The following is a 16,837-nucleotide window of genomic DNA, read 5'->3' on the forward strand; positions in this document are numbered from 1 at the left end:
ACGGCTATAGGCCGGTCCGCTTTTACATTAGCTAAACTTTAAAAATTAAGAAGTTGGTCCGGTATCAACTTTAGACTCTATTACACTCTGTACCGTTGATGACACATTTGACAGAATGTTATAGCCAGTACTAGCTTCAATAGCATCAACAGTAGTACGGTAGCTTCCCCAGCTGCTGCTGATTGAGGTTGAGTTTGGTGTATCAATGGCAATAACACGTGTGCTACTTGTAACTCGGCTAACATCGCTTGTGCCAACAGGCAGCACAACTATAACTTTCCAGATACGGTTAGGCACTGTTACTTTACCGCCGGCAAGTGTAGTTTTGTAACCCGCAGATCCAGTACCACCCGTACCATAGCTACCCATAATCACATAAAGCTCGTTACCCTGGTTTATAAGCGTACGGCAGTAGTTTTCAAGGTTGGCCCATGTCTGCTGGTTATTGGTTGGCGCCTGCGGTATCATGTTAGACATCAGGAAGGTAGATGAATTGTCGGTTACAGTTAATGTACGATCCGCAGATGGGCAATTGTGGCCACGATCAAAACCGCTGCCGGTGTAATCGGAAGGTGTCACTCTATAAAAATTGCTTGGCAGTGAGTTGTCTGCACGGAAATCGTCCTGGCGCGGTGTTGAGCCCAACCATGCGCTGCTCAGGTGCCAGCTTACCCAGTTTGGCGTACCTCGGTAGCTGTTATACGACATGGAATACTGTGCCTTATCGATGAGGTAGTTGGAGTAGCTTGTGCCCGCTCCACTTGGGTTACCCATGGCCCTGTTGCCATCCTTGGTAGCTGTCGCATTGGCAACCTCGCTTATCTTACCGATCTTCTGGGACTCATCCCCAGGCGTTACATTCTCCTGCGAACAGGAAACCAGCATCCATCCCACCAGAGACAGAAACATGAATTGTTTGATGTGTTTTAGCATAGACATATAGTGTTTTTTAGATACTCAAATATGTCGGATGTTTTTGGATTGATTGTTATTTCAAAGTAAAATTTTACCTGAAGTATATTATTATTTAATTGTCTCTATTTCAAGATGCTTAGCTATCTTTCTAAATGTTTAAACACTGAGCTCAAGGAGATTTTAATAATGATCCTGCCATAGCTTTTCAGCCGCTATAATGCCGCTAAGGCAAACTCCTACAATGCCCTGTCCGGGATAAACAGTATCACCGCAAACATAAGCACCTTTATGGTCTAGCCGGGCATCCTTCATCTGCCATGGTTTTATACTTTTATACTGCGGATAACCTCCTACAGCCCCATAAGCCCGGTTTGTCCAAAAGATCCAAGCGCCAGGTGTGGCAGATTTGTTGTAAATTATACTTTCACGCTTTAAAATACCGGCAAGCTCAAGGGCTTCCAGAATAGCATTTCCAATTTGCCCTTTTTCCGTGATTTGCAGCTTCTCAGGGTGTGCTACATGGGTACTAACAGAGGCTACCAACTCTCCGGCTTTGCTGCGTAACCCATCTTTGGGATGGCTAAAACTGATAAAAATGCTTTTACTGCCTATCACGGGAAGCCCTTCCGGAACATGCACCTGGTGGTACAACACACTTGGGGCAATCTCACCACTAAGCACTATCGACATCGTAAATGCTCCGTTTAGTTTCTCCGAGGGCATTATATATGGCTGTAATCTCTTTTTTATACTTTTGTCTGAGAACAGTTCCTGTGTATTGTTTAAAGGAATTCCGCTAATGACAAACCTACTAAAATAACTTCCTTTGCCTGTTGTAACTTTGTAGCCTTTTCTGAGGGATTCCACTATTTTAACCTGCTGTCCATACTTTATAGCTCCCCCATTTGAGATGATATAGGTTACTACTGGGTTCACCAGGTTTATCAGGCCGCCATCAACATAGTAATTACTGTACAAAGTATAACAAAGTGCAGTGGCACCAAACAACTCATTTACCTCGCCGGCATGGTTCTGTGCCGTTATCAGCAATTGCTCGTTCACAAAATCCACAAACAACTGGTTCTGGTGCAGACCATACTTTTCCAGTACATCCTGCATAGTGTTAAAAGCTGCCGGTAATAAATTAAATTGAGCGGCACGAATTCTGTATATGCTAAGTAGCAGGTCTTTAAAATTTGAAAACGGAAAACTACGCTGCTCTAGCGAGGTTCGCCATACTTGCCTGCTAACTTGGTAACAATGCTCCCAAAACTCCCGCTGTTTATACTTTCCAAACACACCTTCCGCCTCCGCAATCCACTCCTCCAGGTTGCCGTATCTGGTAATAGTTTGTCTGTTTGGCAAATGTATCTGCATGGGTGGCTCCAGCTTACGCACAGGTATATTCAGTTCAAGTTCGTTGAGTAGATAGCGCAGGGGCATATGATCATCTAAGCCAACCAGTGTAGTAGCTCCAGTCTCGAACCAGTAGCCTTTGCGCTTGTAAGATGTAGCACAGCCACCGGGGTATTTTGCCTGCTCCAATAAGCATACTTTTAGGCCGCGCTTCGTTAGCAAAGCCGCCGCCGTTAGCGCACCAAAACCTGAGCCTATAAGTATAACATCATAATCCATAGTTGCCGTTTAATTGTTACTCTAAACCAGAAGCAGCTATATTTGTTAGGGTTTAAAGCAAAGCAAAAGTATAAAATGGGAGAAAATCAGGTAATCAGTGTGTTAGGTTGTGGCTGGCTAGGCTTGCCCCTGGCAGAGCAGCTTGTAAGATCGGGCTATACTGTAAAGGGATCTACTACTTCTCCGGAAAAACTGGAGTTGCTGCAACAAAAAGGAATAGAACCATACCTGTTAAACCTCAGCGGGGAGAACCAGCAAATACATAGTATAAATCAGTTTCTGGAGGCTGATGTGCTGGTGCTAAACATACCGCCCAAACTACGATCTGACGGCGGAAAAGGCTACCTGCAACAAATGCATACGTTGGTAAAAGCACTGCTTGAATCAAGTATAACCCGTATACTTTTCGTCTCATCCACCTCCGTGTACCAAGACCTTAACCGTATTGTAACCGAAGAGGATATCAGCTTTACTGATGAACTGGAGCCGGATAACATGCTACTGCAGGCAGAGCGGCTTTTTCAGGAACGTGAAGACTTTGTGACGACAATTGTGCGCTTTGGCGGACTGGTGGGAGGCGACAGGCATCCAGGTCGTTTCCTGGCTGGAAAAAAACACCTGCCTAACGGCGATGCACCTGTGAACATGATTCACCTAGATGATTGTGTGGCTATACTTAGTCGCATTATAGAACAGGACAAATGGGGCCAGGTATACAATGCATGCGCCGACAGTCACCCGCTCCGAAAAGACTTTTTCCCGAAGGCAGCAGAAAACCTGGGCTTAGCACCACCCGAGTTCGACGACATGAAGGAAACACGCTTCAAGCTGATCAAAAGCCAAAAAATGAAGGACGACCTGGCCTACGTGTTCCTCCACCCCGACCCTATGTTTTTCTTTTAGTACATTTGTGTTTGATTGCTGGTTGCTGATTGTTAAAAATCACCTGATTAATGATCATGCCTGGCTCAGAAAAACTAAACGTTGCTTTTCCTGCTAAACCAGAACAACAATCACCAATTAACAATTTAACAATGAACATAATTGTAATAGGCGGCGGGGCGGCGGGCTTTTTTGGAGCAATAGCATGTGCGGAGGCAAACCCCAAAGCGCAGGTAACCTTACTCGAAAAATCGAACAAGCTACTTTCGAAGGTGCGCGTGTCTGGTGGTGGCCGTTGCAATGTTACGCATAACTGCTTTGTGCCTACAGTGTTTTCACAACACTACCCACGCGGGGCTAAACAGCTGAAAGAAGCCTTTAAGACCTTTGGCGCCACCGAAACTATTGCCTGGTTCGAGCAACGCGGCGTTAAGCTAAAAGCCGAAGCCGATGGACGCATGTTTCCCATTACCGACAACTCCGAGACAATTATCGACTGCCTGATGCGGGAATCAAAGCGTGTGGGTGTTGCAATTAAAACAAATACAGGCGTAGAAAAAATCGAGGCTCAAAGTATAAATAGAGACCAGCCTAGGTTTATACTTACCCTGAGCTATGGCCAAAGTATAAGCGCAGATAAAGTACTGGTGAGCACCGGGGGCAATCCAAAGTCGCAGAGCTATGATTGGCTGCGTGCCTTAGGCCATACGATACAGGAGCCTGTTCCGTCGCTTTTTACATTTAACGTACCCAACAATGCCTTAAAAGAGTTGATGGGCGTATCAGTTCCCAAAGCAAAAGTTCGTATCGCTGGACAGAAACTGGAGTATGAAGGTCCTTTGCTTATTACCCACTGGGGTTATAGCGGCCCGGCCGTACTAAAGCTTTCGGCCTGGGGAGCACGCCTGTTTCATGATCTGGGTTATACTTTTACGGCACTGATTAACTGGATACCGGAATACACTGAAGACACTTTGCGTGAACAACTGCAGCAGTACAGGCAGGCACACCCTAAAAAGGTAGTCAGTACCAATCCCTTATTTAACTTGCCACAGCGCCTCTGGAAAGCCTTAACCATACTTGCCGAAATTCCGGAAGATACCCGATGGGCCGAGTTACCTGGCAAAAATACAAACAAGCTTATTGAAGCACTTCATCGTGCCCCTTTCAGCGTTAAAGGCAAAACTACTTTTAAAGAGGAATTTGTAACCTGCGGCGGCATCGATCTGAGCCAGGTGAATATGAAAACCATGGAAAGCCGCCTGCAGCCAGGTTTATACTTCGCCGGCGAGGTGCTGGATATAGATGGAATCACGGGAGGTTTCAATTTTCAGGCTGCCTGGACCACCGGCTACCTGGCTGGTCAGGCAATTGCTGCATCTGTCTCTTAATCAGCATATAAATTCTTAGCAGGCAACAAATTTTGTCTTATATCAGTACATCTGCATATTAAAAGACAAAATTTTAAAACTATGGAAAGTAATAAGGAAGTATTTTCAACAGTACACCACCTGATAGAACGCTGCAAAGACGGAGCAAAAGGCTATAAAACTGCTTCTGAAGATGTAGAAGACAAAGACCTGAAAGACCTCTTTAAAAAGTATGCGGTGCAGCGCGACAGCATGATAACTGAGTTGCAGGACCAGCTGCATAAAATGGGTCATACCGATTCGGAGTCGAGCTCTATCGAAGGTACCATTCACCGTGCCTGGATAGACCTGAAATCTGCCATTACGTCTAAAGACCGCGCGCGCGTGCTTGAAGAATGTGAGCGTGGCGAGGATTATGCCGTAAGCGCTTACCAGGATGCTTTGAAAAAGGATTTGCCCGGACAGCTTAAGGCAATTGTAGAACAGCAATATAACGACGTGAAAAACGCACATGATCACATCCGCTCACTGCGCGATGCTGCTAAAAGCGCTTAACATTACATAGGTTGATGATAAATTAAGGAAAGGAGCTTCGGCTCCTTTTTTTGTGGACCGGAGATTAAGGGGATTAGGACCACAAATTAATGGAGATTAGATTGATTGGTGGGATTTCTTCAGAGCTGGACCCAACTATTCATTTTATTGTTACAAAATCCCAGGCCTCAAACAGCAAAAGATCTTCCATAGACCTCGCAGTGTCCAGAGGTTATGCGAGTGTCTGGCATATCATCCTAATGCTAACAATAAAATACGCGAGTATGGAGACTCTAATACACTCAAAGGCACGAGTTGGATACCTGCGCCAGATATACTAACCACCTATATTAATAAGGACTGCCCTAGCCCTAAAATGCAACAAGAGTGAAATCCGTCTGATCTCACTCTTGTTATATCTAACTGCGTAAACAGTCAGCTTAATCTTCCAACCTTTTTATGATACTCCTTTTACGCCCCGTGTAGCGGTTAGTTACGAAACATTGAAAATAATTTCAACTATTTTATAAAGACCTGTAAAACAGTATAAAACAAAAAGGCTGACGTTTCAAGTCAGCCTTTTCTAACAATTTTATGAGCTTTTACACTCAAAGCTTGTATGATATTATTTACGCCTGATTAAAGGCAAGGTTACAATTTTAGAAGCAAATTAGAATCTTCTCTTTCTGAAGCCACCGCGGTCGCCTCCTCTTTCTCCGCCTCTGTCGCCACCACGATCGCCTCTTCCGAAACCACCGCGATCACCGCCTCTGTCACCGCCACGATCGCCGCCAAAGCCTCTGTCTCCACCGCGATCGCCTCTGCCGTAGCCGCCACGATCACGGTCTCTGAAAGAGCCGCCACCGCCACCGCTTCTGCGTCTTTCGCCGCCGCCTGAGCGTCCTTCAAATCCGAAGTCTTCTCCGCCGCCTTCTTTAGGCCCAGAGCCTTTCTTCTGCGATTTCTCTACAACAATAGAGCGGCCTTCGTACTCAATGCGGTTTACGCTTGCTACGATCTCCGCAGTATACTCTGTTGGTACCTCTACAAAGCTAAACTTGTCATACAGGTCGATGTCTCCAACACGTCCTTCCGGAATGCTTGAGTTCTGTGCTAACAAGTCGATCAAATCACGTGGGTGAACTCTGTCTTTCTTACCAATGGTAATAAACAGACGGTCCATACCTTCTTTGGTAGCAGAAAGGCTTTTCTCAGCCTCAGCGCCTTTTTCCTTAACTTTCTGCTCTTTCAGGCTCATTTTGAGAAGCGCTGCAGCCACATCAAGTGTAGTATAACCCTCTGTCTCGTTCACAAAACGCTCAATACGCGCAATGTGCTTTGCCAGGTGGCCTTTCTCCAATACTTCCTTCACTTTGTCGAAGAAAATATTAGTGCGAATCTCATTTACATCTTCCATAGATGGAACCTGCTGTAAAACGATCTTCGCCTTTGTATAGCGCATGATGTCTTTCAGCTTGTACCCGTCTGTACGGCCACCTACAAAAGAGAAAGCCTTACCAGACTTACCGGCACGGCCTGTACGGCCAATACGGTGTACATAAGATTCTTCGTCCTGCGGAAGGTCATAGTTAAATACAGCCTCTACGTTTTCAACGTCAAGACCACGAGCCGCTACGTCAGTAGCCACCAGTATCTCCAGCGTACCGTTACGGAATTTGCCCATCACGTTAGAGCGCTGGTTCTGGTTTAGGTCACCGTGGAGTGCATCGGCAAAATAACCGCGTGCCTGCAAACCCGAAACCAAATCATCCACCATACGCTTGGTATTACAGAAGATGATGGCCGATTTAAGGTTATACATGTCCAGTAAGCGCGAAAGCACTTCCTGCTTCATGTTATTTCTAACCTCGAAGTAGAACTGATCAATGTTGCTAACAGTAAGCTCCTGGTGTACTACTTTTACCAATACCGGATCTGTCTGATAACGCTTGGTCATCTCCATGATCGGCTTTGACATAGTAGCTGAGAAGAAGATTGTCTGACGATCTTCCGGGATACGCTCCAATACATACTCGATATCTTCACGGAAGCCCATGTCAAGCATTTCGTCCGCTTCGTCAAGTATGATCTTTCTTACGTTGTCTAGTACCAGTGTACCACGGTTAATGTGGTCCATCACTCGGCCTGGCGTACCGATCACGATCTGCACACCCTGCTTAAGAGCACGCAGCTGACGGTCGTAGCTCTGGCCACCATAAATAGGCACCACGCTGATACCAGTTTTATACTTTGCCAGCTTCTGGATTTCTCCGGATACCTGGATAGCCAACTCACGCGTTGGGCAAAGTATAAGCGCTTGCACGCTTCTGTTATTTGTATCGATGCTTTCAATGGTAGGAATACCAAAGGCAGCTGTTTTACCAGTACCTGTCTGGGCCTGGCCGATAATGTCTTTTCCTTCTAATACAACCGGGATTGCTGCTGTCTGGATGGGAGAGGCTTCTTCGAAACCCATGTCTGCGATTGCTCGCTGAACTTCCGGCGATAGCGGAAGCTCATCAAATCTGATTTTGTTCATCTAATTACTACTAACTTTTTTGTTATGACACATCTGGAGGCAGTCTGCTTATCAACCTATCTCTACGTAGAGAGCGACACGAAAAACTAAAAACAACTAGGTTTTGCCAACAGATGGTGTTCCAGTTATACAGTAATCAGACCGTATCCAAATCGGGCGCAAAGGTACGAATATTTATTATACTAAACTATTTTATTTGAAAACAGTATATCGGCATAACATAATACTACCCTCACCTCAAGAATAGGTACGTTTACTTATAAATTAAGATATTTTGATTTAACTAATATTAATTTTTTATTTTTATGAAAATAATTAAATAAATTATTAGAATAGGTAACTTAAATATAGTTCACACGTTATATTCAACAATTCACCCTTAGAAACAGTGCGTTTACCATATATAGTGTTTTCGGATGTATACTAATTTGAATTGCACCGTAGATACACAAAACAGAACCTGAACCCAACTAATGCTATACCCTTATGCCCAAATAGTCTAACCACTACTCCCGCCACTACTACTAACCTTAAAATATCCGTGTGACAAGTCTTATTTACCTAAGCTAATGAGAAGCAGGCCCCAAGCCTGAAAAGCTAGTTAAATAAACCTTAAACCCTTTAGTCTCATTTTTTTATGTTACACTTTTCCAAAATTTCAACTCAAGGCAAAGATTTTAACCTAATAGCCTCCGGTGCATTAGCATTTAAAATTCACAACAAGATCCTCAAGGATGAGTGCTTTCAGCAAGGCACTAAAATAACCCGCAACATGCTGCTAGGCAGCATGCCTGCCCGCTCAGCAAATTCTCAGCAGAAGAAAGTGTTTTTTGTGATCATATCAGACCTCGACAAGATGAACATTGAGTCGTTGTGCCAGATGGTGAAAGAAGAGAGAGCGAAAGGCAGCTACGCCGTGTGCCAGGTAATACCAGTATACTATAACGAGCCTTCTTTTAAAGCTTTAAAAATGCTTCGCCAGAATTTTGACGAAGTAATGGAGCTAAGCAAATTTAATCTGGGCAGCAGCAAGGCGCTACTTAGCCCGGAGCAACAGCACTGTATTATCACAGACTACTCTGTATCAATGGCGCGTATCATGTACCATGTGTGCGTTAACGATTTTGCATCGCAGCAGAAGCAGGAAGTTAAAGTAGCTGAGCCTGCATTTGCATAGATAGCTACTCATTAACTATAAAACCAGCAAGCCCTTCCCTGCACAGGAAGGGCTTGCTGGTTTATTTCCCAGGCTTTTGAAGTGGTTTTACTTCCTGCTATTCTTTCTATTTAACTTTATTCCTCAGTCTTACTTGTCTATTGTTTCACCTTTGGCTTTGGTGTGCTCAAGGCCGCAAGGCCTCGTCTTTTCGCATCGCGCTGTCTATCTTTCCTTTGCTCCTTCGTCGCAATGCCTCGCTCACGCTCATCACCGGAAACCTAGAAGGCGCTCAACGCAAAGACTGGGATGGACACTTCTTTGCTAGCGGTTTTTGCAAATGTGATATAGTATAAATATCTTTTAATGCTATAAAACGACGGCCTTTGCCAGGTGCATAAATGACGGTCCACTGTTCGAGCGTTCAGCGAGTTTGGAGCGTCTTGACTTTTTTGCCTACTTTTTGTGTCAAGACAAAAAGTAGGGCCCAGCCGGCGAGGCGAAAAACTGCTAAAAGCAACAGTCTGATAATAATAAAAACACATCTATTTAAAAAGTCAATACGGACCAACATAATTATCTCTCACAAAATCTTTCAAAGTATAACTTGTGCAAAGCAGCTACTAAACTGTATCTTTAAGGTATAAACACCTGCATATGCCTTCTGTATTCAAGATATACTCCTCCTCTGCCGGCTCCGGTAAAACCTACCATCTTACCAAGGAATACCTGAAACTGGCTCTCCATACTTCAGACCCGGACTATTACCGCTCTATACTTGCCATTACATTCACCAACGATGCCGCCGCTGAGATGAAGGAGCGTATACTTGGTGCCTTGCGCAATTTTAACGATAACAGCATATCAGAAAAGGAAAAAGCCAAGAGTGAGCACCTGCTGCAAAGTATAACAGCGGATTTACAGCAGGAATACCTTGAAGAAAACCTGGACGTAGAAGAGGTGCGCCGACGTGCAGCCAATCTGTTCCGCCAGATACTATATAACTACTCCGACTTCAGCGTCAGCACCATCGACAGCTTTGTGAACAAGATCGTGCAGGCCTTTACCCGAGAACTGAACATCCCGCATAATTTTGAAGTAGACCTGGACTCTAATTCTCTGCTGAGCACTGCTGTTTCGCTGCTGCTGGATAAGGTAAGTGATGCCAAGGACGATATGCTGTCGCAAACGCTGGAGCAGTATGTATTGGAGAAAGCCCGCGAAGGTAAAAGCTGGACTTTACTGGCCGACGACCTGATGGACTTTGCCCGAAACCTGCTTAACGAGCAAGTGTACGAAGCCATTACCGACATTCAGCAACTGAGCCTGGAGGATTTTAAGCTGGTGCGTGAGCAGTTGTTTGAGGCAAAGCAAAAGATTGAAGATGTAGTGCAGGAAGCTGGCATGCAGGGACTAAAGCTAATCGAAAACGCCGACCTCTCCCCTGCCGATTTCTACCAGGGCAACCGTGGAATATGGAGCTACTTTAACAAATTCTCACAGAAGGATATCGACCTGAACTACGGCAACAACTACGCCCGCCAAAGCATAGAAGACGACAAATGGTACGCCGGCAAGGCAAGCGCTTATACCAAAAGCCAGATCGATAGTATAAAGCAGCCGCTCACCGACCTGTACTACCATATCGAAAGTATAAAAGAGCATTATGCCGGCACTTATACGTTGATCCAACAGATCGTACCGCACCTGTACAAAGTATCGGTACTGAACGAGCTGGAGAAGTGCCTGCAGGAGATAAAGCTGGATCGCAACACTGTACATATTTCGGAGTTCAACAAGCGTATTATCGATATTGTACTGCAGGAGCCGGTGCCCTTTATCTATGAGCGACTCGGCGAAAAGTATAACCACATCCTGATCGATGAGTTTCAAGATACCTCGGTGCTGCAATGGAATAACTTGTTGCCGCTAGTAGATAATGCCCTTGCCTCCGGACATTTCAGTATGGTGGTAGGCGATGCGAAACAGGCGATTTACCGATGGCGTGGCGGCGAAATGGAGCAGATTCTGCACCTGTACAAGCAAAGCACCAAGCAGCTGTATGAAAACCGCCGCCATGGTCCGTTAATTAAAGAACGTTACGAATCAGTAGACCAGGCACTTGAGCCGGCAAACCTTAAAACCAACTACCGCAGCCGCTCCGAGATCATCGACTTTAACAATGAGTTGTTTTCATTCATCAGCGAAGGGCACAAGGATTTTGGCATGTTCACGTCTATCTACGACGAAGACTTTAAGCAACAGGTACCGGAAGGTAGCCAGAACAACGGCGGTCAGATACAGGTACTTTTTACCCACGACGACGACCTGAACTACAAGTATGACCTGAACAACTGCCACCGCACCGACGAGCTGTATGAGGGCTATGCACACGAGAAAGCCCTTACCTACGACGAGAGCACACTGAATATGGTGCTGCAGTTGGTTACCGAAGCGATGGCAGAAGGCTATGAGCTAAAAGACATGGCCATACTTTGCCGCACCAACGTCAAGAGCAAGCTCATCGCTAATTTCCTTAAAGAGCGTAAGTATGACATCATCTCACAGGACTCGCTCTCGCTTCAGTTTGCCGAGGTAATTAACCTCATCGTGGCCATGTTCCGGGTGTTTAACCGGCCCAATGACTCGCTGGCAAAGTCTGAAGCTTTATACCTGGTTTGTAAAGTGGCGCTGGGTGTGATACCGGATGTGGAGATGACCAAAACCATTGCCGACATTGCCAACGAAAAAGAGAATCAGTCTTTCTTCGATCAGCTGCGCGTGTTTGGCTTTGATGTACAGGAACGTGAAACCGGAAACCTGTCTATCTACGAATTAACCGAAAAGCTTATCCGCGTCTTTAATTTGTTGGGCAAGAACAATGAGAGTGAGTATCTTTTCCGATTCCTTGACCTGGTGCTGGAGTATAGCCTGAAGCATAGCAATAACCTGAACAACTTTTTGGCCTACTGGGATGTGCAAAAGGACAAGCTAAGTATAAACACACCCAAAGACCGCAACGCCATTACCATCACCAGCATTCACAAGTCCAAAGGGCTTGCCTACCCTATCGTGATCATACCTTTTGCCGACTGGAGCACAGAGCCAAAACGTGGTTCGCTGATGTGGAGCCATTTGCCGGAAGAAATAAGCGTAACAGGCAAGCTGCGCAGCGTGGCAGTAAACATAAGCTCTAAACTGGAGAACACCATACTTACAGATCAGTACTCCACCGAAATAGAGAAAACCTTTATCGAAAACCTGAACATGCTGTATGTTGCCCTTACCCGCCCCATTGACAGGTTATACTTAGTAGGCAACGCCAAAGACCTGCTGGAAGAACGCAAAGCACCGAAACTGGACGGGCAGGCAAAAAACGTGAGCCATTTGCTGTATCGTTATCTAGTGCACAAAAGTATGTGGGAGTTTGGCAGGCATTGTTACCAGTTGGCAAAAGGCAACCCACAGGTGCGGCATAACAAATTGGATATCAGCCATACCTATACGTTGGAGCATTTGGTGGCAACAGACTGGGAGCAGCGCCTCAAAATTAAACAGCACGCCAACAACGTGTTCGACTTTGAAACGCAGACAAAACAACGGCAGCAAAACCGCAAGCTGCACTTTGCCCTTGCACGTATTGCCTTTGCCTCTGAACTGGAAAAAGTACTTCGGCAAATGGTGTACGAAGGCATTATAAGCGAACGGGAAAAGCCTGAACTGCGTAATAAGCTGTCGGAAGTGCTTAACCATAAAGACTTAGCCAGGTACTTTACAAAGGATGTAGTGGTGGAGCATGAGAAGGAAGTGCTGGACGCCAGGGCTTACCTGTTTAAACCAGACCGCATTGTATTTGAGGGAGATGCTGTGGTGCTGATAGAGTTTAAAACGCCTCCGCCAGAGCCGGAACACCGAAACAAGCTGGATCATTATGCTGTGCGGTTCAGGCAACTGGGCTATAAAAAAGTTAAATGCGTACTCTATTATTTTGATACACAGCAGGTACTAACATGGGCATATGGAGAAAAACCGGCTGCGCAACTTGGCCTCGCTTTGTAAACGTTAAAGCAACGCAGATAAAAGTATAAGTCTTATTAGCTAATGATACTCAAAAGGCGTTCAAATTAAAACTTACCTGAACAGGCAGTTTAAATTGTCCTTCCCGGGTATTAAATACTTTAACAAATAAAGGTAACTGCTTAGCAAAGCATTATGCAAAATTACAAAAACCTGAAGGTTGATCTTTCCAACTGCGATAAAGAACCCATACATATCATCGGAAGAATTCAGCCTCACGGGTTTATGCTGATTTTGGATAGAAGCACATTGGAGGTAGTGCAGGTAAGCGAAAATATTGGCGACTTTCTGGATACTACACCGGCTAACCTGTTAGGTAAAACACTTGCTCATATTATTTCTGATGCAGAATATGCTACACTTGTTAATCAGGTGTACATCGAAAACCCTTTGAACCCACAAGCAGTTACACTGCAGCAAAGAAGTTTTTTCGGGTTTATACATTTTAGCGAAAATAAACTGGTGCTGGAGTGCGAACCCTTAGCGGTTTCTGCAACTGAAAACAGGCTCGAGAACGCCCTCAGTTTTTCGCAGTTCCAAACGGAGTTAAATGCATTACCTTCTTTTATGGAACAGACCTTTGCCCTGGTTAATTACGTGCAGCGCCTGCTTGATTACGACCGGGTAATGCTTTACGTTTTTGACCAAGACTGGCATGGCGAAGTAATCGCTGAAAGGGTAAAACCTGGCGTACACTCTTATCTGCACCACCATTTTCCGGCCACCGATATACCGGCCCAGGCCCGGGAACTGCTCCTTAAGAAATGCGTTCGACAGATACCGGATGTGCATGCTACCGCCGTAGACATTGTTCCATACTTTGATCCTGCCACAAATGCACCTACCAACATCATTCAGTCAGAGTTAAGGAATCCATCCGAAATACACCTGGAGTACCTCAGGAACATGGATGTAGGTGCCACGCTCTCCGTTTCTGTTATTGTGCAAGGTAAACTCTGGGGCATTATTGCGTGCCAGCATCAAACAGCCAGGTTCATTAACTTCTGGAAGCGCCAGACTTGCCTGGTTACGGCCATTACATTTGCCAACACAGTACTTGCCAACCAGGAAAAAACAGACCAGCAGGTGATAGCAAAGTACAAGGCTGCAGAAGTAAGACTAATAGAACAGACAAAAGCTGCCGGCGATTTCAGGCAGGGGCTGTTTAACGAAACCATAAACCTGCTGCACCTTACCGAGGGGCACGGTGCTGCCATGTACCTAAACGGTAGCCTGACTACGATCGGCAAAACTCCTGAGCCAAGCGAGCTAATGGAAATACTGGAATGGCTGTCTGAAAGAGAAATAAACCAGGTTACATCTACCCGAGAGCTTTCCAGGTATTTGCCCGATGCCGTAAACTACCGCAGCGTTGCCAGTGGTGTTCTGGCCATCGAAATCTCAAAGTATAATAAGGAGTTTATACTTTTCTTTAAGCCAGAAATCTACGAAACCAGGATCTGGGCCGGCAACCCCGAAAAACCTGTAATAGCTGGTAACACTTACATACATCCCCGCGAGTCGTTTAGTCACTGGGAAGATATAGTGCGCGGCAAATCATTGCCCTGGTCTTTGAGCGATATAACTATTGCACAGATTTTACAAAAAGACATTATTGCCCTGCTGATGCAAAAACAGGCCATGCTATTGAAAGAGTTGAATGAAGAACTAAACGCATCGGCGGAGGAACTGCAACTCAAGAACAGAAAACTGGAAGACTTCGCTCAGATCATTGCACATAACCTGCGCTCTCCGATGAGCAACATCCGGGGTTTATACGACCTTTACAAAGCAGAGCCCAGTCCTGAAACAGGTGTAGAAGTTATGGACCGCATGAGCAAAATGATTGACAACATGTCTGCCACCATAGACGACCTCAATCTGGTGCTTCGCTCTGCTGTAAAGCAGGAGTTGGCAAAAGAGGCTGTACCTATTGCTGAACTGATACAGAAAGAAAAGCAGAACCTGCAGGCAACCATCCAGACAACAAACGCACAGATTCATACCGACCTGAAAGTTCCTGTACTTCATGTACCCAAAGTATACCTCCAAAGTATACTGCACAACCTGCTGTCTAATGCCTTAAAGTATAGCGCTGAAAACAGGCAACCTGAAATTATGGTAAGATCCTGGGTCGCTGAAGATCAGGTCTATCTTACAGTTTCCGACAATGGCTTAGGCATAGACCTGGACAAAGTGCAGTCTAAAATGTTTGGGCTGTACAATACCTTTCACCGCAACAAAGACTCTAAAGGCATTGGCTTATACTTAACCAAAACGCAGGCAGACCTGATAGGCGGTAAAATTGGGGTAGAGAGCACGGTAAATAAAGGCACTACTTTTACCATCAGCTTTCCGGCCAGCGTTGCCATCACATGAGCTTATACTTTGCGCTGAAGGCTGGTTTATTACAGGCTTTTTTTAAGCAAATAATTTTCCGTTTTAACATCTCTTTTATGCTTACCTTAGCCATAAAGTATACTATCCTATTCTGAGGTAGCAGCTCCTATCAAAGTATAAACTTTTATAATACATTAGTTTTCAAATCCTGTTTTTAGGAATTGATTAAAGGGAAGCCACATGGAACAACGTTTAACACTTATTACTGTCGGTGTAAAAAACCTGCAGCGCTCACGCGACTTTTACCTGAATGTGTTCGGTTGGACACCAACAGAAAGCAGCACAGAAGGAATAGTTTTCTTTCAACTGAACGGTATACAGCTGGCCCTTTTCCCGCAGGAGTCGCTGGCAGACGATGCAGGCGTTGATCCGGAAGGCAGCGGTTTTAGACGTTACTCGCTGGCACATAATGTGCGATCGGAGCAGGAAGTAAACGAATTAGTGGCGCAGCTGGAGGAAAAAGGCGCCCGAGTGGTTAAGCGTCCTGAGAAAGTATTCTGGGGCGGCTACAGCGGCTACATCTCCGATCCGGATGATAACCTGTGGGAAATCGCCTATAACCCGTTCCTGCCAATGGATGATCATGGGAATACGAAGATGCCGTCGATACATTAAGGATCAGGATTTACAGGATTAAAGGATGGACAGGATGAACTACACTTAAATTCTAAAATCATACAGTGAGAATTCTTTATTAAAGCATCTTTGTACCTGCGAGAAAGTTAAACCTACTTTTTCTTAACAATGGATTTATATCTGGTTTTATTAAACGCCGGCTCTTCTATGATGATGTTGGGGTTTTATCACTTACTGTTCATGAATGCTGTTATAGGGCTTGTTGAAAGTGGACTTTTAATAAAGTTTGAAACTGCTAACAGAACTTGGCTTATAATTCTGGCTAATTATATCTCAATGGTTGCTGGACTCTTCTTTGTCGCCCCATTTACGGCAGATTGGGTTGGCAATTCTGACTTTTGGAGTAACAATACAAACTATGGAGAATATCAGATGCAAGGATTCTTCTTCGGCATGTTTATGGCTTTCCTCGCTACAATTTTAGTTGAGCTGCCTTTCTTTTTTGTTGCCATACGTGAGAAATATAGTTGGCCGAAAATCATTCGCTTAACAGTTAAAGTTAATGGAATTACTTATGTAATTATGCTCTTAATTTACTTCCTTGTTAACTTGCAAGGAAGTAAGTGGTAGAATAAAATTTATAGATAAAAAGGTACATCAGTTGGCTTGTAAACACTCCTGTTTTAAGATATACCTACAAGAAATTATTAGACATTTATAGGTAATCCAGTCCATCCATTAATCCTGATCACT

The 16,837-nt window shown here is 44.9% G+C and carries 11 protein-coding genes; 8 read left to right on the forward strand and 3 right to left on the reverse strand.

Features of this window, described 5'->3' with window-relative positions; translation table 11 throughout:
• Positions 1–45: 45 nt before the first annotated feature.
• Both K0O23_RS09325 and K0O23_RS09330 read right to left on the reverse strand, forming a co-directional pair.
• On the reverse strand, positions 46–933 hold the full coding sequence (locus tag K0O23_RS09325; protein ID WP_219877154.1) for a DNA/RNA non-specific endonuclease: 888 nt from the start codon (positions 931–933) through the stop codon (positions 46–48).
• A 162-nt stretch (positions 934–1,095) separates the two neighbouring features.
• Positions 1,096–2,550, reverse strand: a complete 1,455-nt coding sequence (locus tag K0O23_RS09330) for a phytoene desaturase family protein (protein WP_219877155.1) — start codon at positions 2,548–2,550, stop codon at positions 1,096–1,098.
• Between the two features lie 42 nt (positions 2,551–2,592).
• On the opposite strand from K0O23_RS09330, the gene K0O23_RS09335 reads away from it, so the two are divergent.
• From K0O23_RS09335 to K0O23_RS09345, 3 genes are all read left to right on the forward strand, one after another.
• Positions 2,593–3,453, forward strand: a complete 861-nt coding sequence (locus tag K0O23_RS09335) for an SDR family oxidoreductase (RefSeq protein ID WP_246597015.1) — start codon at positions 2,593–2,595, stop codon at positions 3,451–3,453.
• Positions 3,454–3,584: 131 nt separating this feature from the next.
• Entirely contained in the window at positions 3,585–4,823 is a 1,239-nt protein-coding gene (locus tag K0O23_RS09340; protein WP_219877156.1) for a BaiN/RdsA family NAD(P)/FAD-dependent oxidoreductase, read from the forward strand.
• 81 nt (positions 4,824–4,904) lie between these two features.
• Positions 4,905–5,357: a ferritin-like domain-containing protein gene (locus K0O23_RS09345; RefSeq protein WP_219877157.1), complete on the forward strand. Its 453-nt coding sequence runs from the start codon at positions 4,905–4,907 to the stop codon at positions 5,355–5,357.
• Between the two features lie 649 nt (positions 5,358–6,006).
• On the opposite strand, the gene K0O23_RS09350 is transcribed toward K0O23_RS09345, so the two are convergent.
• The gene (locus K0O23_RS09350) at positions 6,007–7,875 is read right to left on the reverse strand and encodes a DEAD/DEAH box helicase (protein ID WP_219877158.1); all 1,869 of its coding nucleotides are present in this window, start codon (positions 7,873–7,875) and stop codon (positions 6,007–6,009) included.
• A 637-nt stretch (positions 7,876–8,512) separates the two neighbouring features.
• Between K0O23_RS09350 and K0O23_RS09355 the strand changes: the two genes are divergently transcribed.
• From K0O23_RS09355 to K0O23_RS09375, 5 genes are all read left to right on the forward strand, one after another.
• A complete protein-coding gene (locus K0O23_RS09355) occupies positions 8,513–9,052 on the forward strand; it encodes a hypothetical protein (protein WP_219877159.1) in 540 nt (179 codons plus the stop codon).
• Positions 9,053–9,688: 636 nt separating this feature from the next.
• Positions 9,689–13,090 carry a UvrD-helicase domain-containing protein gene (locus tag K0O23_RS09360; RefSeq protein WP_219877160.1) on the forward strand — a complete coding sequence of 1,134 codons (3,402 nt, stop codon included), beginning with the start codon at positions 9,689–9,691 and terminating at the stop codon, positions 13,088–13,090.
• A 153-nt stretch (positions 13,091–13,243) separates the two neighbouring features.
• The gene (locus tag K0O23_RS09365) at positions 13,244–15,487 is read left to right on the forward strand and encodes an ATP-binding protein (protein ID WP_219877161.1); all 2,244 of its coding nucleotides are present in this window, start codon (positions 13,244–13,246) and stop codon (positions 15,485–15,487) included.
• Positions 15,488–15,688: 201 nt separating this feature from the next.
• Positions 15,689–16,123 carry a VOC family protein gene (locus K0O23_RS09370; protein ID WP_219877162.1) on the forward strand — a complete coding sequence of 145 codons (435 nt, stop codon included), beginning with the start codon at positions 15,689–15,691 and terminating at the stop codon, positions 16,121–16,123.
• A 129-nt stretch (positions 16,124–16,252) separates the two neighbouring features.
• Positions 16,253–16,714 (forward strand): hypothetical protein, encoded by a 462-nt coding sequence (locus K0O23_RS09375; protein WP_219877163.1) that lies wholly within the window; start codon positions 16,253–16,255, stop codon positions 16,712–16,714.
• Positions 16,715–16,837 lie beyond the last annotated feature (123 nt).

The organism is Pontibacter aydingkolensis (genome assembly GCF_019443125.1).
GTDB classification, from domain to species: Bacteria; Bacteroidota; Bacteroidia; order Cytophagales; family Hymenobacteraceae; genus Pontibacter; species Pontibacter aydingkolensis.